Below are 22051 nucleotides of genomic sequence, written 5' to 3'. Positions count from 1 at the left end.
GATTGGGCGTTTTTGCCTGGGCGGCGACGGATTTACCAGCTGATGTGGCAATTCCGTCCGGCGCCCGCGACCCCTTAGACGGGTCACATGTCGACGACGACGCGGCCGCGGATCCTGCCATCGACGATGTCGTGTGCCGCACCGATGATGCCGTCGAAGCCGATGGTCGTGGACAGACTGGCGAGCTTGTCGACATCGAGATCGGCACCGATGCGCCGCCACGCCTCGAGGCGTACTGCCTTCGGCGCCGCCACCGAATCGATGCCGAGCAGGGAGACGCCACGCAGGATGAAGGGCGCCACGCTCGACGGCAGATCCATGCCGCCGGCCAGGCCGCAAGCGGCGACCGCACCGCCATAGGAGGTCATCGACAGGACGTTGGCCAGCGTGTGGTTGCCGACCGAATCGATGCCGCCGGCCCAACGCTCCTTGGCCAGCGGCTTGGCGGGCTGGTTGAGCTCGTCGCGCGATATCACTTCGGCGGCGCCGAGGTTGATCAGATAAGGGCTTTCGGCATTGCGGCCGGTCGAGGCAATGACATGGTAGCCGAGGCTGGACAGGATCGAGACCGCGACCGAACCGACGCCGCCGGCAGCGCCCGTAACCACTACAGGGCCGCGATCGGGCAGGATGCCGTGCCGCTCCAGGGCCATGAGGCAGAGCATGGCCGTGTAGCCGGCGGTGCCGACCGCCATGGCATCATGCGCGCTCATGCCTTCCGGCAGAGGCACCAGCCAGTCGCCCTTCACGCGGGCGCGCCCGGCATAGGCGCCGAAATGGGTCTCGCCAACGCCCCAGCCATTCAGGATGACCTTGTCGCCCTTGCGCCAGTCGGGATTGGAAGAGGAGATGACGGTGCCGGCAAGGTCGATGCCCGGCACCAGCGGCCATCGGCGGATCACCGGCGCCTTGCCCGAGATGGCCAGTCCATCCTTGTAGTTCACCGTCGTCGCCTCGACCGCGATGGTAACGTCGCCCTCCATCAGATCGGCGTCGGTAAGATCAGTCACGGCGACCGACTGTTTTTTCTCGGCATCGCGCGAAACAAGGATGGCTTTGAAGGTTTCGGTCATCTTTTTCTCCGCGAACTTGCTTGGCGTGTGACTGTGCGGCGATGGCAGCGTGGGGTCAATCGTTCGAAGGCGTGGGTTCACGCCGCCAGCCGATGAGTTCGTCGAAGACGACCAGCGCCGCGCCCACGGAAATGAAGGCGTCCGCAAGGTTGAAGACGGCGAAGGACCAGACCGGCGTGTGGAACAGGATGTAATCGATGACATGGCCGTAGACGGCACGGTCGATCAGATTGCCCAGCGCGCCGCCGATGATCAGGGCAAAGCCGATGCGGGCGATGACATGGCCCGATGGCGTGCGCGTGGCGAGGTAAAGCACGAAGGCGACGACCAGCACGGCGATGACCACGAGACCGGTATCGCCGAAGGAGGAGAACATCGAGAAGGCGATGCCCGTATTATAGGTGCGAAACAGCGCCAGGAAGGGCAGGAGGTCAAGCTTTTCCTGGAAGGGCAGGCCGGCCTCGACCAGTGCCTTTATCCATTGGTCGAGCGCGATGGCCACGATGACGAGCAGCGCGTAGGGAGACCATGATTTCACGATTGGGCAACCCTCATTGCTGGTCCGGGATTGGTTCGAGTTTCAACGCACCGCGCCTGATCTCGAACAGCATGATGCCGGTGGCGACCGCGAGATTGAGCGAATCGGCGCGGCCCGCCTGCGGAATCCTGAGCAGCCTGTCGCAGCTTGCCGCCAGGCTTTCGGGCAAGCCCTGCTGCTCGTTGCCCATCATCAGCAGCACCGGCCCGCGGGAGAAATCGACCGAGCGGTAGTCGACCGCGCCTTTCAGATGCGTGCCGGCAACGAGACCCGAAAAGCCGCCGCGCCAGGCCAGGAATGCCTCGGTCGTTGCCTTCGCCACAGGCACGGCGAAAATGGAACCCATGGTGGCGCGTACAGTTTCCACAGAAAACGGATCGGTGGTATCGCCGACCAGAATGATGCCCCTGGCGCCGACGGCATCGACGGTGCGGATGACGGTGCCGAGATTGCCTGGATCGCGCACCCGGTCGAGCGCCACCCAGACATCGCCATTGTCGGCACGGATGTCCTTCAGGGCCAGGAATTTTTGCGAGAAGACGCCGACCACCATTTGCGGATTGTCGCGGCGGGTGATGGCGACAAGCACCTTTTCCGATACTTCGAGCACGGTGCCGCCGGCGGCAACGGTGCGCGCCGCGACCTTTTCCACGGCCGCGTTACCGCGTCCGGCCTTGGCGAAAACAAGCGTCCTGATCTGCCAGCCCAAATCGAGCGCATCGATGACCAGCTTCAGCCCTTCGGCCATGAAGGCGTTCTGCTGGTCGCGAAATTTCTTCAAGGCAAGTGCCTTGATGTCCTTGACCAGCGGATTGGCAAGGCTGGTGACTTCCTTCACCTGGCCTGGTGCGCCGGCATGCCGTTCGTTCATGTCAGGCCACCCAGCGCGAAAACAGTGAAGTCGAAAGCGCCCGGCCGACGGACTTTTCACGGATGATCAGCTCGCCCGATTCAACCTTGCCGCCCATGCCGGCAAAGGTGTCGCGCATCAGAGCGTGGATGGCGAAGAAGGAGGCACGGATCGAATAGGCGGTCAGAACCACGGCAAGCGGTTTTGGGGTCAGGATCGAGCGACAGAGGTCCGTCAAATCAGGCAGGTCCTCGAACAACTGCCACACTTCGCCCTTGGGGCCGCGGCCATAGGCCGGCGGGTCGAAGAGGATGATGTCGTAGCGGCTGCCGCGACGCTCCTCGCGTTCGGCGAACTTCACCGCGTCGTCGACGATCCAGCGGATCGGCTTGGCCCCAAGACCGGCAATCTCCTGGTTTTCGCGCGCCCAGCCGATCGCCTTCTTCGAGGCGTCGACATGGGTGACCTCCGCACCCGCGCGCGCCGCCACCAGCGAGGCAAGGCCGGTATAGCCGAACAGGTTGAGCACCTTGACGGGGCGCCTGGCCGCCGCGATCAGGTCCGCCATATGGTCCCAGTGCGAGGCCTGCTCGGGAAAGACGCCGACATGGCGAAACGAGGTGAAACGGCCGAGATAATCGATGCCGTCATGCTTCATCGGCCAGGTTTCGCCGAGCGGTGTCTTGGGAAAACGCCAGCGGCCGATGCCCTCCTCGTCGGTGTCTCCGGTAAAGATCGCGTCGGCCCGCTCCCAGTCCCTTGCCGGCAGAGCCTTCTGCCAGATCGCCTGGCCTTCGGGCCGCACGATGCGGTAGGGACCGTATTGTTCAAGCTTTTGGCCGGCACCGCTGTCGAGCAGCGCGTAATCTGCGTTGGGAGCTACTTCGAGGATTACCGGAAGGTGCTCAGCGGGCAGGGCGCCTTCGCGGCGGGCGAGGATGCGCGGCGCGGATTTCGGCTCGAAGCGGTTTTCCGGTTTCACATTGTGTTGTTCGCGCGGCCTGGCATCTGGCTTGACCGCGGAACGATCCTCGGCCGGGCGCGGCTGTACGGTCCCGCTCTTCGCTGGGTGCGGTCGGCCGTCGCGGCGTTTGACGCGAAAAGACTTCAAGAGGCAGCTTCTCCGGCGGTTCGGCCCGCTTCTGCCACAGCTATGCCCATCGGCGCAACAAACCCGCGCGACATTGCGGTTGCGGAGGCTCAGCCACGCCCGATCGAAAGCAGGGCGACAACCAGCGAAACGAAGCCGACAGCCTTGGCCGCCGTGACGGCCATGTGGCCGGTCTCCCAGCGCAGCCGTATGGCTTCGAAATTGTCCGGAATCGGGCCCGGCACCCAGGTGGCGAGAACGTTATTGGCCGGTTTGACGAGAACGAACCAAAGCACCAAGGATAGCGCATAGAGCAAGGCGGCGCCTAGTGCGAACCAGAACGCCGGCCGATCCTCGCGCAGCAACCATGCGAGCAGTCCCGGGCAGGCGACCGCCGCGACATCCAGCGGCGCGCCGATGATAGCGAAGAGCAGGAACTGCCCGTTGAAAACGGTGGCCTCGCGCCAAAGCGCCGGGGACCACCGGGTGAGCCGGGGCGCCGATTCCAGGACATGGGCGAAGGACGGCCCGAGGCTGAGCGCAGCGATCGTGGCGGTCAAGACAGACCAGAAGAGCAGGAAGCCATATAGTCGCATGACGCGACAACGGTTCCGGGCCGAAGCCGTTCCGAACCGTCGCCACTTGCCGTTGCCTCAGCGCTGGCCCTATCGTTTACCACCCCCGGATAGCGTCCATGTCCCGTTCCGAACGCCTGCTTGACCTAATCCAGTCGCTGCGCCGGCACCGCCGGCCGGTGGGCGGGCAAGCATTGGCCGACGGAGAACAGGCCAATGGGGAACAGAAATGAGCGCGTGTTGGATCGCGGTAACGTCGGCCGACCATGTCCAGCGCGGCCGGCAAGGCGGCTTCATGCAGGTCAACCACGGCAAGGCGGCACCGCTGCACCGCATCAGGTCTGGCGACGGCATCGTCTATTACTCGCCGACCACCGTTTTGGGGGAGAAAGACGGTCTGCAGGCGTTCACGGCCATCGGCACGGTACGGGAAGGACACCCCTACCAAGGCGACATGGGCGGCGGCTTCACGCCATTGCGCCGCGATGTCGACTGGGCGCAGGCCGAGGAAGCGCCGATCAAGCCATTGCTTGCGAGGCTGGAATTCACCAACGGCAAATCGAACTGGGGTTACCAGTTGCGCTTTGGTCTGTTTCCGATCAGCGCGGCCGATTTCGGCCTGATCGCAAAGGCGATGAGCGCCAAACTCGCTTCGACTACAGCATGTCGCGGCGAATAGGATTCGCCCGACCTGCTGCAAGCTTCTGATTTTATGCATGTCGTTATCCCGGAACCGAGGACAGTTCCGGGCGACATGCATTAGCCCCTGAGCGCCTTGTAGACGGCAATGCCGGCGGCCAAGTCCTCGAGTGCCGCGCCAACCGACTTGAACAGCGTGATCTCGTCAGGGCTGCCGCGGCCTTCCCTTTGGCCGCGCGCCAGTTCGTGCAGGTCGGCGACGATGGCTTCCGGCTTCAGCACGCCGGAGGCCAGTGGCTGGACGATGTCGCCGGCCTCCTTGGTGGCGCCGGCGCGTGTGTCGACATAGACGCGGGCGCGCATGATCGCGTCGTCATCGCTTTCGCGCATCGTCGGGGTGAAGCCGCCAACCAGATCGACATGGGTTCCCGGCCGCAGAAGCGTACCCTTGATCAGCGGCGTGGTGGTGATTGTCGCCGAGGAGACTATGTCGGCCTGGCCAAGCTCGGCATCGAGATCGGTCGCCGCGCTGGCCGCGAAGCCCTCGGCGCACAGATCGGCCGCGACTTTCTCGGCGTTGGCCGGGGTGCGGTTCCAGATGCGGATGGTCTTGATTGGTCGCACGGCGCTGTGCGCCTTGGCCAGGAAGGGTGACAGCGCGCCGGCGCCGACCACCAGCAGCCGCGAGGCATCGTCACGGGCGAGATAGCACGCCGCGAGCGCCGAGGCGCAGGCCGTGCGCCACTGCGTCAGCCGCTGGCCGTCGATCAGGGCTTCCGGTTCGCCGGTGCCGCCGTCGAGCAGGAGGTAGAGCCCCATCACGGCGGGCTTGCCGATGGTGTTGTTGTCGGGCGAGACGGTGACGATCTTGACTCCGATATGGCCGCCGGCGGAACCGCCCGCGGCTTGAAAGTCGGTCCAGGCCGGCATCAGCAGCAGGGTCGACGCCGCACCGTCAGGCCTTTCGACCGCGTGATGATGCCTGACCGGCTGCACCGCGCCCTCGCGAAATGCCGTGCGCAGCGTCTCGACCAGACCAGGAAAGGTCAGCGCACGATCGACCTCGGCGGCCGAAATGGTCAGCATGAAAGGCTCCATGAAAAGAAATGCGCCGGCCGACGCTTCAATTGGTGGGCTTCGGCAATGCCGACCCTGGGCCTGACTTTGGGGCCGACGCTTGGACCGGGGCTTGCGGCACTAAAGGCGCGCGGACCGCCTGGCGCAGGTTTTCCGCCTCGACGCCGCGCTGGCGCGCCAGTTTGCGGTAGCGGCCCTGCTTGACCCAGGTCGCCAGGCTGCCGACGACCATGCCGACGGCGAGCGCCAGGAACAGGAAAATAAACAGCGGCAAGGTCAGCGTCAGCTTCGGATTGCCGGGATTGAACGGGTCCAGCGTGAAGGCGACGAGTTCGCGGTTGGCGACGGCCAAAGCGATCAGGATGATCGCCAGGGGCACGAAGATCACGATAAGTATGAAGCGGTTGAGCATGATATTTTCCGTCGCAAGCGGGCCGGGACAAGCCGTCCGGCTACTTGCCGCCGTTCAGTCTTTCACGCAGTTCCTTGCCGGTCTTGAAGAACGGCACCCATTTCTCCTCGACCTCGACGGATTCGCCGGTGCGCGGGTTGCGGCCGGTGCGGGCAGGTCGGTTCTTCACCGAAAAAGCGCCGAAACCGCGCAATTCGACCCGGTTGCCCTCGGCAAGCGCGTCAGTGATTTCATCGAAGATCGCGCCGACGATGTTTTCGACGTCGCGCAGGAAAAGATGCGGATTGCGCGTGGCAATAATCTGCACAAGCTCGGACTTGATCATCAGACGGGTCCCCGTGAAAGCAGTTCGGCCAAAATTATCAGGATGATTTTATTTGCTTTTTCAGCTGTCCCAACGCGTCTCAAGGGTGCCAGACGGAAACGAGACCGTCAAGAAACAAGCGGTCGGCGCCAAGTTCATGGATGACGTCGCCGCCGGAGTCCGGCAGGCCGAGCGCGCCGGCGACCGTGCGTGCCATCGCCTTCGACCACAGGAAACCGCCGCGCCGTTCCGTGTCCTTCCACTCGACCACCTTGAGTTTGGCATCGACCCCCTTGGTCGCCAGCCAGTCGATCGCCACGGACTCGCCGCCGACGGCGTCGATCAGCCCGTTGGCAACACCCTGGCGGCCGGTGAAGATCGAACCGTCGGCGAGCGCCAGCGCCTGTTCGTGGGTCATCTTGCGGCGTTCCGCGACGATGCCGACGAACCAGTCGTAGCTGTCCAGGATGAGCTTGCGGACCATGGCGCGTTCGTCGTCATTGGTCGGCTTGAAGGGCGAGGGTGAGGCTTTCAGCGGCGAGGATTTCACCTCCTCCAGCTTGACGCCGAGCTTGTCCATCAGGCCGCTCACGTCGGGATACTGGATCAGCACGCCGATCGAGCCGACGATCGAGGTTTTGCGGGCGACGATATGGTCGGCGGCACTGGCGATCATGTAGCCCGCCGACGCGGCGAGCGTGCCGACCTCGGCCACGACAGGCTTGTCGGCGGCGAGCTTGCGCACCTCCTCGTAGATCGACTCCCCGCCGACGGTCGTGCCGCCAGGAGAATCGACCACCAGGATCACGCCTTTTACTTTCGGCGACTGGCGGATGGTCTCCAGCCGCTTGATCAGTTCGTCGTCCTCGGTGATGGTGCCTTCGATCCTGACCTTGGCGATGTGGTCGACGGCAAAGCCCCCGAAATCGTCGCCATAGAACCAGGTCGACAGCGCAATCACGCCGAGCGCCACGATACCAAAGGCCGCAACACGCCAGAAAGTCAGTTTGCGCCGCAAGCGGCGGCGGTCGATCAGGTCGTCGGCTCTCAATGCCATCGTCAGCCTCACAGTCAGCGGGAAGAGACGCTTTTAGACCATGATGTCTTCATCGGGAAGCAGTTCCGTCCCGCACATGGCGCGGCGATCCGCGCGCGACGGTCCATATGCTGTCTTTTTTGTGACTGGCCTATGCGAGCGACGCGAGGTAAGTGCGAAGAACTTCAGTAATGAAAAAAGACGCAAGGGCGTCTATTTCTGCTATGAAGCACTGGCTGTTGCGCTGACCCGGTTTTGTTTGTGCACGGCAGCTGTCACATTTTTGCGGTTTTCGTCGGCTTGTGCTTGCGTGAGGGCGCTGGCGTCCCACCTATAGGCGGGGCTCCTGGGCAGGGTTTTGGAAGAAAGCAGTCATGTTAGCGCGACCGAATGAACCGACCAGCCCGGAGACGGAGTTGGCTCCCCCGGCGGATGGCTGGACGCGGGGCGAAGCTTTCGACCGCGCCCAGCGTCATTCGCGCCGCGTGCGCGTGCTCAAATTCGCCGTGCCCTTGGCCGCGGCGTTGATCGCCGTGGCCTTCCCGGTCTATTCCTATTTCGCCGCGCCCATCTCCGTCGCGGTGCAGGCCGAAGGCACCGCCTTCTCCAACGGCAAGCTGGTAATGGCCAATCCCAAACTCAACGGTTTCACCAAGCAGAAGCAGCCTTATTCGATGACGGCGCTGCGGGCGATACAAGATGTGAGCACGCAAGGCATCATCGAACTCGAAGGCATCGACGCCAAGGTGCCGATCGCGCCCGATAATGTCGCGGCGGTAAAAGCCTCGCACGGTACCTACAATCGCGACGGCAACACGATGAACCTGACCAGCGACGTTGTCATCACCACGACCGACGGCATGCAAGCCAAGTTCAAATCGGTCTTCCTCGACATGGGCAAAGGCACTATGAAGACGGGCGATCCGGTCGACGTCAGCCATGACGGGTCGCGGATCACGGCGAATACGATGTCGGTCCAGGACAATGGCAAGGTTCTGGTTTTTGAGAATAAAGTGCGCGTCAACATCGATTCCGCCGCCATGAAGACGGCAGAGGGAAACAGCGGAGAAACCAATGCGGCTCAGTAGTTCGACGCGGCTCGCGGCTGCAACTTCGGCGTTGCTGCTGCTCGGACTGGTGCCGTCACTGGCGCAGTCCACCACCCAATCAGGTCTCAAACTGTCCGGCGACAAGCCGATCCAGATCGAAAGCGACAAGCTGGAGGTTCGTCAGGCCGAGAGTGTCGCCATCTTCACAGGCAATGTCAGCGTCGTCCAGGGGCCGACGTTGATGAAGGCCGGCAAGATGACGGTCTATTACGTCAAGGATCCCAATGCCGCTGCCAAGGGGTCGGAAGCGGCAGGTGCGGCGATGACCGGCTCCGCCAACATCGATCACCTGGAGATCTCCGACAAGGTCTACATCAAGTCGGATGCGCAGGTCGCCACCGCCGATCAAGGCAGCTTCGACATGAAGAGCCAGGTTCTGGTGCTTTCGGGTCAGAAGGTGGTGCTCTCGCAAAACGACAATGTCCTGGTCGGCTGCAAACTCGTCGTGCAGATGAAAACCGGGCTGGCCCAGGTTGATCCATGCGCTGGCAAACGCGTCGTGATGTCGATCACACCACCGCCGAAATCGGATGCGTCGAAATCGGGAGCGACGAACCCCTGATGGCCAGCCTGTCGTCGCTGACGGCGCGTCTTCCGGGACGGGCCGCAGGCAAGCTTTCGGCTCCGGCCGCGATCACCGTCGACAAGGCGAAGTTCAAGGGAACCTTGATCGCCAAGGGCCTGACCAAGAGCTACAAGGGCCGCAAGGTCGTTAGCGGCGTCACGCTGGGCGTGCGCGCTGGCGAAGCCGTCGGGCTGCTCGGCCCCAACGGCGCCGGCAAGACGACCTGTTTCTACATGGTCACCGGCCTGGTGCCGGTGGATGAAGGCACTATCGAGATCGACGGCTTCGACGTCACCTCGATGCCAATGTATCGCCGCGCGCGCCTCGGCATCGGCTATCTGCCACAGGAGGCCTCGATCTTCCGCGGCCTCAATGTCGAACAGAACATCCGCGCCGTGCTCGAAGTGGTCGAAAAGGACCGCAAGGTTCGCGAGCGCAGCCTCGACGAACTGCTCGAGGAATTTCACATCAGCCATCTGCGCAAGGCGCCGTCCATGTCGCTCTCGGGCGGCGAAAGGCGGCGCCTGGAAATCGCGCGTGCGCTGGCGACGCGCCCGGCCTATATGCTGCTCGACGAACCCTTCGCCGGCATCGATCCGATCGCCGTCGCCGACATCCAGCAACTGGTGCGTCACCTGACAGCGCGCGGCATCGGTGTCCTCATCACCGACCACAATGTGCGTGAGACGCTCGGCCTCATCGACCGTGCCTATATCATCCATGCCGGCCAGGTGCTGACCCATGGCCGCGCCGACGAAGTGGTGGCAAATCCCGACGTGCGGCGGCTTTATCTCGGCGAGGGTTTCACGCTCTGAGACGTTCGCTGTCTGAAACAGCGAACCGTCCCGTCTCGGTTTTCACGAATTCCGATCGGAAAGCCATTTTTTCCCGGCTCCTGGAAACGCTCTCAGCGTGAAATTTGTTTCCTGATACGATTTTTTGCGCGCCGACGACCAGTTTTCCGCGATTTTGATCCGCAATAACGCTCCGGTAAGCGAGTTTTGCTAGGCTTTGCCTTGACAAGCAAAAGCCGGGCCAGTTTCTATGGCCGGCCGAGAAATTCATTCCGGAAGTCCGGACGCGTAGAGGAGGCGTTTGAAACCGAACCATGGCATTGGCGGCGAAACTACAGCTCCGACAGTCGCAGTCGCTGGTGATGACGCCGCAGCTGATGCAGTCGATTCGGCTGCTGCAGTTTACCCATGCAGAGCTCGAGCATTTCATCGACGAGGAGATCGAGCGCAACCCGCTGCTCGAGCGCGCCGAGCCGCAGGACGATGCCGCGAGCGATCAGGCGCAGAAGCTCGAGGCTGAGCCGCAAGCGGCGCCCGATGGCGACTGGTTCGAGAGCGAGACGGCATGGAGCGCCGAGGCGATCTCGGAAAAGCTTGATACGTCCCTGGAAAACCTGTTTCCCGATGATCCCGGCACCAGCGAACGGCTCGGGCCCGACCTGACGGCGCAATGGAAATCGGCTTCGGGCAGTGGCGGCGGCTCCTCTTCCGAGGGGCTCGATGCCGGCGACATGGCGGCGAGCGCGATCACGCTGCGCGACCATGTCGGCGAGCAGATCGCGCTCGCCTTCACCGATCCCGTACCGCGGCTGATCGCCGGAGAACTTGCCGATGGGCTCGACGAGACCGGCTATGTCAGGGCCGATCTGGCGGAGATCGCAGGGCGGCTTGGCACCGACGGCGTGGCGGTGGGCAAGGTGCTGGCCGTATGCCAGACCTTCGAGCCGGCCGGCCTGTTTGCCCGCGATCTCGCGGAATGCCTTTCCCTGCAGCTTGCGGTGCGTGACCGGCTCGATCCGGCCATGAAGGCCCTGATCGCCAATCTCGAACTGCTGGCGCGCCGCGATTTCCAGACGCTTAAGCGGCTCTGCGGCGTCGATGAGGAGGATTTGCTCGACATGCTGGCCGAAATCCGGGCGCTCGACCCACGGCCCGGCATGGCGTTTTCAGGCGGCGCCAGCGACTCGATCGTCGCCGATGTCGAGGTGCGGGCGGCCAATGACGGCAGCTGGACCGTCGAACTCAACGCCGAAACGCTGCCGCGCGTGCTGGTCGACCATATCTATTTCGCCCAAGTGTCGCCGCACGCGAAGAACCAGGCTGAGAAGGACTTCCTGGCCGAGTGCTTGCAGAATGCCAACTGGCTGACACGCAGCCTCGACCAGCGGGCCAAGACGATCCTCAAAGTGGCCTCGGAAATCGTGCGCCAGCAGGATGCTTTCCTCGTCCATGGCGTGCGCCACCTGAAGCCGCTCAACCTGCGCACGGTGGCCGACGCCATCGGCATGCACGAATCGACGGTCAGCCGGGTCACCGCGAACAAATACATGCTCACCCCGCGCGGCGTGTTCGAACTGCGCTATTTCTTCACCGCCTCGATCGCGGCATCGGGTGGTGGCGATGCGCATTCCTCCGAAGCGGTGCGTGATCGCATCAAGCAAATGATCGACGAAGAGAAGCCCGTCGATGTGCTGTCGGACGATGCTATCGTCGACATGCTGAGGGAAAGCGGCGTCGATATCGCCCGTCGCACGGTCGCCAAGTACCGGGAAGGCATGAATATTCCCTCATCAGTGCAGCGCCGGCGCGAGAAGCGGGCGCTCGCCAGCGCCGGCCGTTAGGCACTCGCGATTTCCACAGTTTTCGAGTTTCATTGACAAGCCACGGTGAAGTGGCTAGAAGCCCGCCCGCATGAGACGGGCTTGATGCCCGCTAGCGGATGGTCCGTCACGACAATGACCCGGGACGGTCAAGAAGGCGGCTTGTGATCAACCGGAAAGTTCGGATTTAAATCGGCGCGAGTGACGCCGCAAAGCTTGTGCGCACGGATCACGAGTATAAACTCGGGCCAGTTTGAAGCCTGAGCAAGGAAGGTCAGTTTTCAGATGAATCTGCGCATTTCGGGAAAGCACATGGATATCGGCGATGCGTTCCGCACACGCATTAACGATCGTGTCGGTGAAGCGATCGGCAAATATTTCGATCGCGGCTTCGCGGGGCACGTCACCGTCATCAAATCGGGCTCGCGCTATTCGGCGGATTGCATGATTAGGCTGGATTCCGGCGCCTCGCTGCAGGCCACCGGCGATGCCCAGGATCCGACGCTCGCCTTCGAGGCCGCTGCCGATCGGCTGGAGACCCGGCTTCGGCGCTACAAGCGCCGTCTGAAATCGCACAATTCGGGCAATGCCAATGGCGAGTTGACCGACATTGCCTATGCCGTGATGGCACCGCTTGCCGATGACGATGAGGAAATCCCAGAGGATTTCGCACCGGCCATCGTGGCCGAATCAACCATGACGCTGAAGACCATGTCGGTGGCCTCAGCCGTCATCGAGCTCGATACCAAGGACAGTCCGGTGGTTGTTTTCCGCAATGCCGGAACCGATCACCTCAACATTGTCTATCGCCGGCCCGACGGAAACATCGGCTGGATCGATCCGTCCACGACCAAAGTCGCACAGGGATAAAAGCCGGCCGCACGAGGGGTGGGGACTGGCGCGGCAGGCGAACAAGGATTTTCAAGCATGGATCTGAGCGATCTTATCAGCGTTCCGGCGATCTTGCCGGCGTTGAAGGCGAACTCCAAGAAGCAGCTTCTGCAATTGCTGTCCGAGCGAGCCGCGGCGATTTCGGGCATCCCGGAACGGGAGGTGTTCGACACCATCCTGCAGCGCGAACGCCTGGGTTCGACCGGCGTCGGCAACGGCATCGCCATCCCGCACGGCAAGCTCGCCGGCGTGAAGCGCATCGCCGGCGTTTTCGCCCGGCTGGAAACCCCGGTCGATTTCGAATCGCTGGATGACCAACCGGTCGATCTGGTGTTTCTGCTGCTGGCGCCGGAAGGGGCGGGTGCCGATCACCTCAAGGCGCTGTCGCGCATCGCGCGCGTGCTGCGCGACGCCGACACGGTGGCCAAGGTCAGGGGGACGCGCGACGCCGCGGCGATCCACGCGCTTTTGTCGGACACACAGGCCTCGCACGCGGCCTGAAGCCATCTTTTTTAAGATATCACCCCAAGGGCCGCCGTGAGCGGCCCTTTTCAGTTAACCCGCTGGCCGACTTTAATGAATGGCGACGGTGGTCAGGTCGTTTTCCATGGCGCCGGCCAAGGCACGGTCACGCGCATCGGAAAGCAGGATCGGCTGGCCGTTGGCGCCAAACAGGGCCCACAGCTCCATACCGGGCGCGATTTCGCCGATGTTGGGGAAGCGGCCGAGCAGTTCATCGCTCGAGACCTTGCGCAGATAGGCGACCGAGCCTTCGCCGAGATGGGCGAACTCGCCGCTGGTCATGGTGATGGTTTCGTCAGTTCTGGTCATTTCAAGCCTCCTTGGCGCGAGGACGCCGCTCAAGGCCATCCCGCATGAGAGCCATCAGTGAAGATCAGTCTTTCACCGATATATTTATTTTCCGTACCAGCCGTTCAGACTCCGGCCGATCGAGGTCGATCGACAAAAGGCCGTTCTTCAGCTCCGCCGCGATCACGCGCATGCCGTCGGCCAGCACGAAGCAGCGCTGGAACTGGCGTGCGGCAATGCCGCGATGAAGGAATTCGCGCTCGGTATCGTCGGTCTGACGGCCGCGCACGACCAACTGGTTTTCCTCCGTTGTCACATCGAGATCGCTTTCGGCGAAACCGGCGACAGCAAGTGTAATGCGTAGCCTTTCGGCCTTGCCGTCGGCACCGCTGAGGCGCTCGATGTTGTAGGGAGGGTAGCTGTCACCGGACTTCGCCAGACGCTCCAGGGTCTTTTCCATGGCGTCGAAACCCAGGAGAAGCGGGCTGGAGAAAGGCGTCATTCGGCTCATGTTACACTGTCCTCTCAAGAGCGACATAAACTGGAAAAACCCAAATGGCATTTTTCCCGATGGTCTTGATATGGTCCGCCCCACGACCAAGTTCAAGCCACCAAAAGACCCGCCCAAAAAGACCAAGCCGTGGACTCACAGGAATAATCGACATGGCGCTTGAAACGACGCGCGGATGCAAGGAGAAGCGCGCAGGCCGGGACCGTTCCCAGTCGAGCGGTTCGGCACTTGCAGCCGGTTGGCGTTTTTCGGGCGCACGATCGGTCCGGTGAGCTGATGGCTAGCCAAACAAGGAATTGAAATGCCCCAACCACGCAAGATCATCATCGACACCGATCCCGGCCAGGACGATGCCGTCGCCATTCTGCTGGCGCTCGGCAGTAGCGAACTGGAGATCATCGGCATTACTGCCGTTGCCGGCAACGTGCCGTTGAAACTGACCGAAAAGAACGCCCGTAAGATCTGCGAATTGGCCGGCCGGCCAGACATCAAGGTCTATGCCGGCGCCATCCGTCCGTTGGCGCGCGAACTGGTCACCGCCGAGGAAGTGCATGGCAAGACCGGTCTCAACGGGCCGCAACTGCCCGAACCGACGATGAAGCTGCAGGAGCAGTATGCCGTCGATTTCATCGTCGAGACGCTGATGAAGGAAGAGAGCGGCACCATCACCCTTTGCCCGCTCGGGCCGCTCACCAACATAGCGCTGGCACTAATCCGCGAACCGCGCATTGCACCGCGCATCAAGGAAATCGTGCTGATGGGCGGCGGCTTCTTCGAAGGCGGCAATGTCACGCCGGCCGCCGAATTCAACATCTATGTCGATCCACAGGCCGCCGATCTGGTGTTCAAGTCCGGCATCCCGATCGTGATGATGCCGCTCGACGTTACCCACAAGGCGCTGACCACGTCCAAGCGCATCGACGCTTTTCGCAAGCTTGGCAGCAAGGTCGGCATCGCCACGGCAGATATGCTCGAATTCTTCGAGCGTTACGACGAGGAGAAGTACGGCACCGACGGCGGGCCGCTGCACGACCCGTGCGTTATCGCCTATCTGCTGAAGCCGGATCTGTTCAAGGGCCGCAATTGCAATGTCAGCGTGGAAACCGCCTCGGAACTGACCATGGGCATGACCGTGATCGACTGGTGGGGGGTGACCAAGCGGGAAAAGAACGCCATGGTGATGCGCGACATCGACCATGACGGGTTTTTTGCGCTGCTGGTGGAGAGGCTGAGGCGGCTTAACTGACGTTTTTTGGACAACGCGCGTTGTCACCAGCGCGCGTTGTCACCCATTGAGCAATCGATAGGTGTCGACGCCGTGCTTGTGGTGCTGCCGTTCAATAGGAACGAGAGAGCCAAGAAGATGCGGTCGCTCGACGTCATCGTCGATCGATATCCGCGTGTTGTCGTCATCAAGGCGTACATCGTAGGTGTAGTATAAATTGTGACCTACTATGGCATACGGGCTGATAGGCTTCACTCTAATGTATTCGACAACGGCCATCACGCGTTGGGTGGCGACGACCGGATTGGCCTGAAGCTCTACAATTGCGATGGATTTCATCAGCGCAAAGGCGCAAAAGAAAGCGATGCCGACCACTGCGTCGCTGTTCTCGTATTGCCAAATAAGCAAGCGATCCCGAAAGGAAACGTTTGATTTGCGCATAGTGAAGAATTGTGCAGTGGCGTGCAATTCTTCAATGTGTCTCTGCGAAAATTTATGAAGAAGGCGCTTTCGTGGTTACTTCGACCGCGAAAACGCCAGCCACAGGCCGCCGCCGACCATGAAGCTGCCGCTGATCCTGGACAGGAGCTTGACGCGGCTGGCCGAGAGCATGCGGCCGGCGCGGCCGGCGGCGAGCGCATAGGTCGAATCCGACATGACGGCGAAGATCATGGCGGTTAGGCCCATGACGACGATCTGCAGCGAATAATTGCCCTGCGGCGCGATGAACTGCGGGAAGAAGGCGCCGAAGAAAATCAGCGTCTTGGGATTGCTCAGCGCCACGAGCAGGCCCTGCAGGAAGAAGCCGCCGCGTGGTTTACGAGCGGTTCCGTCGGCGTTCAGCGTGCCCTTCGAGCGGAACATCTGCACGCCCATCCAGATCAGGTAGGCGGCGCCGATCAGACGCACCCACTCGAACCAGTGGCCCATGCCCGAGATCAGCGTGTTGAGGCCGATGCCGACGATGGCGATCGTGACGGCAAGGCCGGCTTGCGTGCCGGCAACGTTGGCGAGACCGGCACGAGTTCCGTGGCGGATGCTGTTGGCGATGATCAAGGTCACCGTCGGCCCGGGCACCAGGATGATGACGATGCAGGCAAGAACATAGGCGGCGTAGAGTTCCAGCGACATGATTTTTCCTCGCAATGCCGCTACGCGGCCTTTCAGGCGACAATCAATGCATGGCGGCGATAACGACGCAAGCCGGTGCGCGGCGTGCCTGGCTCAGGCGCCGGCCGGCCAGGGCAACGTCGTCTCATAGGCGGCCGCGGCCTTCAGCACGGCGAGGTCGCCGCGTGGCCGGCCGATCAGCTGCATGCCCATGGGCCGGCCCCTGTGGTCGAAGCCGACCGGCACATTGACCGCCGGGCAACCGCCCAAGGTGGCGAAGGCTGAAACCTGCATCCAGCGATGGTAGCTGTCCATCTCCCGCCCGGCGACCTCGCGGGGCCAATGGGTGCCGACATCGAAGGGAAAGACCTGTGCGGTTGGCAGCGCGATAAGGTCGAAGCGGTCGAAGATCGACAACAGCATGCGGTGCCAGGAGGTGCGAACGACCGAAGCCGCGCGGATTTGCGGCGCCGTCAGCCGCATGGCGTTCTCCACTTCCCAGACGGCTTCCGGTTTCAACAGGCCGCGCCTGGCGGGATCGTCATAATGCACTTTCAGGGCGCAGCCGCTGCTGGCCTGGCGCAGCGTCACGAAGGCCTGCCAGAGTGCTTCGAAATCGAAATCCGGTCGCAAGGGCTCGGCCAGGAAGGATACATCCGTGAACCGTGCGAGTGCTGCCTCGCAAAGGTCGAGGATGCCGGGCTCGATCGGCAGATGGCCGCCGAGATCGCCCAGCCAGGCGATGCGGCCGCCGGTCGCCACCGTCGCGAGCCCTTCAAGGAAGGAGCCCTGCTTTTCATAGGAGAGAGGCGCCTGCGGATGGTAACCGGCCTGCACGTCGAGCAACAGCGCCATGTCGGCGACGTTGCGGCCCATCGGCCCCTCGACGCCCATCTGCGCCTGAAAAACCTCGAAGTCGGGACCAGCGGGCACGAGCCCTTGCGACGGCCGAAAACCGTAGACATTGTTCCAGGCTGCCGGGTTGCGTAGCGAACCGCCGAAATCGCTGCCGTCGGCGACGGGCACCATGTCGAGTGCCAGCGCCACCGCCGCACCGCCGCTCGAGCCGCCGGCGGTGAGCGACGGATCGAAAGCATTCAGCGTTGGCCCGAACACGTTGTTGTAGGTGTTGGAGCCGAGCCCGAATTCGGGAACATTGGTCTTGCCGATGATGATGGCTCCGGCGTCGCGGATGCGTTCGACGAAGAAGTCGTCTTCCTGCGGCACGAAATCGGCGAAGATCGGCGAGCCGAACGAGGTTCTGAGGCCCGTTGTGGAGGCAAGGTCCTTGATGGCAATGGGAAGGCCAAAGAGGGACCCGCTTCCATCCGTCCGCCTGATATCGGCGGCGTCGGCCTCGCGCAGGATGTCGGCGCGGTCGCGCAACGAGACAATGGCATTGACCAGCGGGTTGACCGCATCGATGCGATCGAGGAACGCCGTCACCACCTCGCGCACGGAGAGTTTCTTTCGGCGGATCGCGTCGGCGAGTTCGACAGCCGACAGGCGGCAGATGTCGCTGGCCGCGGGTACGGCATGTCTGGTGCGGGGGCGCATCATCTCAACGGGTTTCCTGCAAGGCCTGGTCGACATCCTTGGCCAGCGGGATTGCCGGCTGGGCGCCGGGCTTGAGGCAAGCCAGCGAGCCGGCGGCGCCGGCACGCGCCAATGCCTGTTCGAGCGTGAGGCCCGACGCCAGGCCGGCCGCGAAATAGCCGCAGAATGTGTCGCCGGCCCCGACCGTGTCGACCGGCGTGATCTTCAACGCGGGAACGGTCAGGAAATCGCTCGGCGTCGCCGCCATCACGCCTTCGCCGCCAAGCGTGACGACGATGGCGCGTCCGGTTTTCCCGGCAAAATCGCGCATGCGCGCCTTCCGATCGCGGCCGCTGAGCGCCAGCGCCTCGCCATAGAGGTCGAACTCGGTTTCGTTGGCTACGACGTAATCAGCCTTGCCGAGGAAGCCGGCCGCCTTGGCGTGGAACGGAGCCGTGTTGAGCACGGTGACCGCGCCGGCCGCCCTTGCCTGGTCGAGTGCCGCATCGATCGTCGCGAGCGGAATCTCATGCTGCAGCAGCACGACGTCGCCCTTGTTCAGAAAAGCCTTGGAGAGGTCGCCGGGCACCACGGAAGCATTGGCGCCGGCAACCACGGCGATGATGTTCTCGCCGTCGTCACCGACCATGATCAGCGCCGTGCCGGTCGAGGCAAAGGTCTCTCCCACACCCGACAGGTCGACCTTGGCCTCGCGCAGCAACGCCAGAGCTTCTGGTGCGAAATTGTCCTTGCCGACGGCGCCGACCATGCGCACCTGAGCACCGGCACGTGCGGCGGCGAGCGCCTGGTTGGCGCCCTTGCCGCCGGGCGCCGTTGTGAAACCGGAACCGCTCACCGTCTCACCGGGGCTCGGCAAGCGGTCGACATTGGCGATAAGGTCGAGGTTGATCGAGCCGACTACGATAATCAAGAAATGCCTCCTGCTGAATGCAGGGGAAGCTATCCTGCCAGGCCGCTCGATGCCAGACCACGCGAATGGTCCAGCGCGATTTGCCGCCTCACTCACACAGCACTGTGACGATGCCCTGATAGCTGCCGGCCGGGAAGATGCCGCTCGATTTGGTGGCGGTGAGGTCGACCTGCATGGCGTGGGTGCCGTTGACGACCCTTTGCGGCACGCCCCCATTGTTGTCGACGCCCGAGCCATCGAGGCGGAAGACCGAGACGAAGGTCACGTTGGTGCCACCGCCGCTCGGCGCGGACGAGAATGCCGCAGGCGCCGGCGCTGAAACCGAATAACAGTCCAGCAGGTTGAACAGCGAGCACAGCGTGGAGCTTGCCACCACGGTGGCACTGGCGCTCGATCCGCCTGCCTGCTTGGATCCGAGTATGCCGATGGCCGGATTTGCGGTCATCGTTCCCGATGCCCCGACCATGATGGTGCAGGTGCCGATGATCGCCGCCTGCGCCGGAAAGCAGAAGCCGGCGAGCGCGGCCATCGCAAGCAGCGCTCGGTTATTTCTTCTTCTTTTTCTTGCCATCGCCGCTTCCGGTCCTGATGCTCCAGCCTTCGTTGGCCCATCCGGGTGATGCGGCCACGGGCGTGGGAGCGCTGGCGGCCACGCTCGCCGTCGGGCCGTCGCCGCCGAGGCCCATCTTGAGCAGTTTCAGCTCCAGTTGCAGGCGCTCGACCTCGAGTTCATAGAGGCGGCTGCAATCGACACGTTTCGGCGCACGACCGATCGGGATCACCACGCGGCCGTAGGTGGCGACGTCGTTGTTCGACTGGCTGTTGCCTCTGATAACGCCGAGGTCGAAATAGGCGCCGGTGCCCGACACCGCCGAACGGCAGGTGGTGCCGTCGGAAGCGTGGACCTCGTCCTGGCCCTGAGGCAACGTCACGCCGGGCAAATTGAAGCCGCTCTCGTTCTGATTGAGGTTGTAGACATCCTCGGCCAGCACCGGCGAGATCCCCGCCCACATTGCCGCACACGCGACTGTCAGGACTTGCGGTGCCCAAAAAACTTTCCGCATATCTGTGCCTTTATCTGCGTCTGTTGATTGGGAAAGGGGATGCTCTCGGTACAGATACGCACTTTACGCTCGGCAGCGCCGCCGAAGGGCACGACCACAAGGACGGGGCGGGAAGCCTGCGAGCCCAGCTGAAAGACGCTCGGAGAGATCTTGGCGCCCACCGGCTGAAAATTCTGATCGTAGACGTGGATTTCGACCCTGATCTTCTGGCCGTAGGGATTGGCGGGGAAGACGCGGACCGCGAAGGCGTCGGTGAAACTGTTGACCTCGCCCCGCATCGGCGACATCGACTGGGCGTTGGCCGCAATGGCCGGCAGGCAGACGGCCACCGCCGTCGCCAGGATTCGTGCATGTTTCAAGGACCTCTCCTTCGCGACGGCCTATTCGCAGCGCAGTGTTACCGTTGCCTGATAGTTTCCGGTGGCAAAGCGGTTGCTGCCGCCCTTGGTGCCGGCGAGATGGACCGAGACAAGGTCGGCGCCGGGGACAGTCAGGGCGGTGGTGGCCCCCGTTTCAGCAGTCGTGTGGGCGCCGCTGGCCGAATAGGTCGGTGTCCAGGTGGTGGCGGTGCTGTCGGCGGCGGGCACGGTGGTGAGGGTCACTGGATCGACGCTAAGCGAAACACCCCCGGTGGTGGTGAGCGTGACTGTTCCAGCCGAACCGCCGCTGTTGTGGGAGCTCAGCGACTGAAGGTCGGCGCTCACCGTCATCGTGCCGTTGGTGCCGACAACGAGCGTACAGGTCGCGGTGACCGTGCCATTAAAGATAACATTCTGCGTTGTGGCCATCGCCGCGCGGTCCAGGCACGCGACCAGCAAGGCTGCACCAAACACGGTGCGGGACAACTTCATCGAGATCCTCCTATTAAGTCGGATCGCCCGAATTAATATGGGTCATCATCGCTTTATCGTGGTTAATTTAGCGTAAACTTAAATAAGAGGCCGAAATAAAGCTCTTGAAGAAACCGGCGGTTGTCCACGGTTGTATCCAGAAATTCCAAAATCACGCGCAATAATACTGCGAATTTTCAAATGTTCGTATATATTCTCCGCAGCAGAAAGCAAAAATCGACATTTCACGACGAAATCTGCCCCGCCTCCCAGCCCAGGATGGCGCGCTTGCGGGTCAGGCCCCAGTGATAGCCGGTGAGATCGCCTGATTTGCCGATGGCGCGGTGGCACGGCACCACGAAGGAGAGCGGGTTGGCGCCGTTGGCGGCGCCGACCGCGCGGCTGGCGCTCGGCGCACCGATGCTGGCCGCGATCGCGGAATAGGTACGGGCCTTGCCCATAGGGATCTGGAGCAGCGCCTCCCAGACGCGGACCTGAAAGTCGGTCCCGATCATGACGACATGAAGCGGCTGATCGGCGCGCCACAGCGTCGGCTCGAAGATGCGCGCGGCATAGGGCCCTGTCGCTTCCCTGTCCTCGACATAGAGCGCGTTCGGCCAGCGGCCGGACATGTCCGCAAAAGCGGTGCGTTCCTCGCCGGGGTCGCAGAAGGCGAGGCCGGCAAGCCCGCGGTCGGTGGCCATGATCAGGGCAGTGCCGAACGGGGAGGTGTGATAGCCGTAGCGGATGGTGAGGCCAGCGCCGCGCGTCTTGTAGTCGCCCGGTGACATCGCCTCATGGGTGACGAACAGGTCGTGCAGCCGGCCGGGGCCGGACATACCCAGTTCGAAGGAGGTTTCGAGCAGAGGCATGCCGGAATCGAGCAGCCTGCGCGCATGGTCCAGCGTCACCGCCTGCAGGAAGGCCTTGGGCGACAGGCCGGCCCAGCGAGTGAAGAGTTTTTGCAAACCGGTCGGCGTCTCGCCGACCTCCTCGGCCAGTTCTTCCAGCGATGGCTGGTCGCGATAGTCGAGGCTGATCTTCTCGATGGCGCGGCGCACGATCTCGTAGTCGCTGCCCTCGGGCGTGATGTCCTTCTTGAGGACTGCCGTGTGTGTGCTCATGGACCTGTCTCCTTGGGCCGGAATATCGCCTCTTGGGGCGCCGATCGCCACCCGAAACTTGCCTTCTTGCAGCTCTTGCCCAGATAGACTCCGGGTTCGAGCCCGGACGGAAAACCGCTTCTTTTCCTGGAATTGCT

The 22051-nt window shown here is 62.9% G+C and carries 28 protein-coding genes and 1 pseudogene; 9 read left to right on the top strand and 20 right to left on the bottom strand.

The window, feature by feature from the left end; all coding sequences use genetic code 11:
• Nucleotides 1-83: 83 nt before the first annotated feature.
• The 5 genes from FJ434_RS07945 to FJ434_RS07925 all read right to left on the bottom strand — a co-directional run bounded on the left by FJ434_RS07945 (nucleotide 84) and on the right by FJ434_RS07925 (nucleotide 4147).
• Nucleotides 84-1073, bottom strand: a complete 990-nt coding sequence (locus FJ434_RS07945; protein WP_140745204.1) for an MDR family oxidoreductase — start codon at nucleotides 1071-1073, stop codon at nucleotides 84-86.
• A gap of 55 nt (nucleotides 1074-1128) precedes the next feature.
• A complete protein-coding gene (lspA, locus tag FJ434_RS07940; RefSeq protein WP_027143046.1) occupies nucleotides 1129-1611 on the bottom strand; it encodes a signal peptidase II in 483 nt (160 codons plus the stop codon).
• A gap of 13 nt (nucleotides 1612-1624) precedes the next feature.
• Entirely contained in the window at nucleotides 1625-2482 is an 858-nt protein-coding gene (locus FJ434_RS07935) for an RNA methyltransferase (protein WP_140712042.1), read from the bottom strand.
• Between the two features lies 1 nt (nucleotide 2483).
• The gene (locus FJ434_RS07930; RefSeq protein WP_140502990.1) at nucleotides 2484-3572 is read right to left on the bottom strand and encodes a class I SAM-dependent rRNA methyltransferase; all 1089 of its coding nucleotides are present in this window, start codon (nucleotides 3570-3572) and stop codon (nucleotides 2484-2486) included.
• Between the two features lie 89 nt (nucleotides 3573-3661).
• Nucleotides 3662-4147: a DUF1772 domain-containing protein gene (locus FJ434_RS07925; protein WP_140502988.1), complete on the bottom strand. Its 486-nt coding sequence runs from the start codon at nucleotides 4145-4147 to the stop codon at nucleotides 3662-3664.
• Nucleotides 4148-4245: 98 nt separating this feature from the next.
• On the opposite strand from FJ434_RS07925, the pseudogene FJ434_RS30100 reads away from it, so the two are divergent.
• Nucleotides 4246-4329: pseudogene (locus tag FJ434_RS30100) on the top strand (transcriptional regulator); the annotation flags it as partial.
• Nucleotides 4330-4355: 26 nt separating this feature from the next.
• Nucleotides 4356-4805 (top strand): EVE domain-containing protein, encoded by a 450-nt coding sequence (locus FJ434_RS07915; protein ID WP_140745206.1) that lies wholly within the window; start codon nucleotides 4356-4358, stop codon nucleotides 4803-4805.
• A gap of 80 nt (nucleotides 4806-4885) precedes the next feature.
• Here the strand turns inward: FJ434_RS07915 and FJ434_RS07910 are convergent, their stop codons facing one another.
• The 4 genes from FJ434_RS07910 to sppA form a co-directional block, all read right to left on the bottom strand.
• A complete protein-coding gene (locus FJ434_RS07910; RefSeq protein WP_140745208.1) occupies nucleotides 4886-5851 on the bottom strand; it encodes an ornithine cyclodeaminase family protein in 966 nt (321 codons plus the stop codon).
• 37 nt (nucleotides 5852-5888) lie between these two features.
• Nucleotides 5889-6254, bottom strand: a complete 366-nt coding sequence (locus FJ434_RS07905; protein WP_140745211.1) for a DUF1049 domain-containing protein — start codon at nucleotides 6252-6254, stop codon at nucleotides 5889-5891.
• Nucleotides 6255-6294: 40 nt separating this feature from the next.
• Nucleotides 6295-6579, bottom strand: a complete 285-nt coding sequence (locus FJ434_RS07900) for an integration host factor subunit beta (protein WP_006200394.1) — start codon at nucleotides 6577-6579, stop codon at nucleotides 6295-6297.
• Between the two features lie 79 nt (nucleotides 6580-6658).
• Nucleotides 6659-7615, bottom strand: a complete 957-nt coding sequence (gene sppA / locus FJ434_RS07895) for a signal peptide peptidase SppA (RefSeq protein WP_140712032.1) — start codon at nucleotides 7613-7615, stop codon at nucleotides 6659-6661.
• A gap of 353 nt (nucleotides 7616-7968) precedes the next feature.
• On the opposite strand from sppA, the gene lptC reads away from it, so the two are divergent.
• The 6 genes from lptC (at nucleotide 7969) to ptsN (ending at nucleotide 13274) form a co-directional block, all read left to right on the top strand.
• A complete protein-coding gene (lptC, locus tag FJ434_RS07890) occupies nucleotides 7969-8682 on the top strand; it encodes an LPS export ABC transporter periplasmic protein LptC (RefSeq protein ID WP_140745213.1) in 714 nt (237 codons plus the stop codon).
• Nucleotides 8669-9265 (top strand): LptA/OstA family protein, encoded by a 597-nt coding sequence (locus FJ434_RS07885; protein WP_140745215.1) that lies wholly within the window; start codon nucleotides 8669-8671, stop codon nucleotides 9263-9265. The genes lptC and FJ434_RS07885 overlap by 14 nt, the downstream gene beginning before the upstream one ends.
• Nucleotides 9265-10083 carry an LPS export ABC transporter ATP-binding protein gene (gene lptB / locus FJ434_RS07880; RefSeq protein WP_027143038.1) on the top strand — a complete coding sequence of 273 codons (819 nt, stop codon included), beginning with the start codon at nucleotides 9265-9267 and terminating at the stop codon, nucleotides 10081-10083. The genes FJ434_RS07885 and lptB overlap by 1 nt, the downstream gene beginning before the upstream one ends.
• A 293-nt stretch (nucleotides 10084-10376) precedes the next feature.
• The gene (gene rpoN, locus FJ434_RS07875; protein WP_140745217.1) at nucleotides 10377-11903 is read left to right on the top strand and encodes an RNA polymerase factor sigma-54; all 1527 of its coding nucleotides are present in this window, start codon (nucleotides 10377-10379) and stop codon (nucleotides 11901-11903) included.
• A gap of 264 nt (nucleotides 11904-12167) precedes the next feature.
• Nucleotides 12168-12752, top strand: a complete 585-nt coding sequence (raiA, locus tag FJ434_RS07870) for a ribosome-associated translation inhibitor RaiA (protein ID WP_140745219.1) — start codon at nucleotides 12168-12170, stop codon at nucleotides 12750-12752.
• Nucleotides 12753-12809: 57 nt separating this feature from the next.
• The gene (gene ptsN, locus FJ434_RS07865; protein WP_027056629.1) at nucleotides 12810-13274 is read left to right on the top strand and encodes a PTS IIA-like nitrogen regulatory protein PtsN; all 465 of its coding nucleotides are present in this window, start codon (nucleotides 12810-12812) and stop codon (nucleotides 13272-13274) included.
• Between the two features lie 72 nt (nucleotides 13275-13346).
• Here ptsN and FJ434_RS07860 read toward each other — a convergent pair whose 3' ends face one another.
• Entirely contained in the window at nucleotides 13347-13604 is a 258-nt protein-coding gene (locus FJ434_RS07860; RefSeq protein ID WP_015315721.1) for a DUF1150 family protein, read from the bottom strand.
• A gap of 64 nt (nucleotides 13605-13668) precedes the next feature.
• Nucleotides 13669-14094 (bottom strand): Hsp20 family protein, encoded by a 426-nt coding sequence (locus FJ434_RS07855; protein ID WP_013893014.1) that lies wholly within the window; start codon nucleotides 14092-14094, stop codon nucleotides 13669-13671.
• Between the two features lie 301 nt (nucleotides 14095-14395).
• On the opposite strand from FJ434_RS07855, the gene FJ434_RS07850 reads away from it, so the two are divergent.
• Complete coding sequence (locus FJ434_RS07850) at nucleotides 14396-15340, top strand: nucleoside hydrolase (RefSeq protein WP_140745222.1); 945 nt, start codon at nucleotides 14396-14398, stop codon at nucleotides 15338-15340.
• Between the two features lie 39 nt (nucleotides 15341-15379).
• Here FJ434_RS07850 and FJ434_RS07845 read toward each other — a convergent pair whose 3' ends face one another.
• The 9 genes from FJ434_RS07845 to FJ434_RS07805 form a co-directional block, all read right to left on the bottom strand.
• The gene (locus tag FJ434_RS07845) at nucleotides 15380-15760 is read right to left on the bottom strand and encodes a hypothetical protein (protein ID WP_140745224.1); all 381 of its coding nucleotides are present in this window, start codon (nucleotides 15758-15760) and stop codon (nucleotides 15380-15382) included.
• A gap of 75 nt (nucleotides 15761-15835) precedes the next feature.
• The gene (locus tag FJ434_RS07840) at nucleotides 15836-16450 is read right to left on the bottom strand and encodes a LysE family translocator (protein WP_140502971.1); all 615 of its coding nucleotides are present in this window, start codon (nucleotides 16448-16450) and stop codon (nucleotides 15836-15838) included.
• 93 nt (nucleotides 16451-16543) lie between these two features.
• Nucleotides 16544-17989: an amidase gene (locus FJ434_RS07835; protein WP_140745226.1), complete on the bottom strand. Its 1446-nt coding sequence runs from the start codon at nucleotides 17987-17989 to the stop codon at nucleotides 16544-16546.
• A gap of 1 nt (nucleotide 17990) precedes the next feature.
• Complete coding sequence (locus tag FJ434_RS07830; protein WP_140712020.1) at nucleotides 17991-18896, bottom strand: ribokinase; 906 nt, start codon at nucleotides 18894-18896, stop codon at nucleotides 17991-17993.
• Between the two features lie 88 nt (nucleotides 18897-18984).
• On the bottom strand, nucleotides 18985-19467 hold the full coding sequence (locus FJ434_RS07825; protein WP_140745229.1) for a hypothetical protein: 483 nt from the start codon (nucleotides 19465-19467) through the stop codon (nucleotides 18985-18987).
• Complete coding sequence (locus FJ434_RS07820; protein WP_140502964.1) at nucleotides 19442-19960, bottom strand: hypothetical protein; 519 nt, start codon at nucleotides 19958-19960, stop codon at nucleotides 19442-19444. The genes FJ434_RS07825 and FJ434_RS07820 overlap by 26 nt, the downstream gene beginning before the upstream one ends.
• Nucleotides 19927-20319, bottom strand: a complete 393-nt coding sequence (locus tag FJ434_RS07815; RefSeq protein WP_140745231.1) for a hypothetical protein — start codon at nucleotides 20317-20319, stop codon at nucleotides 19927-19929. The genes FJ434_RS07820 and FJ434_RS07815 overlap by 34 nt, the downstream gene beginning before the upstream one ends.
• Nucleotides 20320-20340: 21 nt before the next feature.
• Nucleotides 20341-20811 (bottom strand): hypothetical protein, encoded by a 471-nt coding sequence (locus FJ434_RS07810; RefSeq protein WP_140745233.1) that lies wholly within the window; start codon nucleotides 20809-20811, stop codon nucleotides 20341-20343.
• A gap of 224 nt (nucleotides 20812-21035) precedes the next feature.
• Nucleotides 21036-21914: a bifunctional helix-turn-helix domain-containing protein/methylated-DNA--[protein]-cysteine S-methyltransferase gene (locus tag FJ434_RS07805; RefSeq protein WP_140712014.1), complete on the bottom strand. Its 879-nt coding sequence runs from the start codon at nucleotides 21912-21914 to the stop codon at nucleotides 21036-21038.
• Between the last annotated feature and the right edge of the window lie 137 nt (nucleotides 21915-22051).

The organism is Mesorhizobium sp. B2-5-13 (genome assembly GCF_006440535.1).
In the GTDB taxonomy this organism is placed as follows: domain Bacteria; phylum Pseudomonadota; class Alphaproteobacteria; order Rhizobiales; family Rhizobiaceae; genus Mesorhizobium; species Mesorhizobium salmacidum.
The sequence above is the reverse complement of the archived record's forward strand: the minus strand, read 5'-3'. Positions and strand labels throughout refer to the sequence as shown.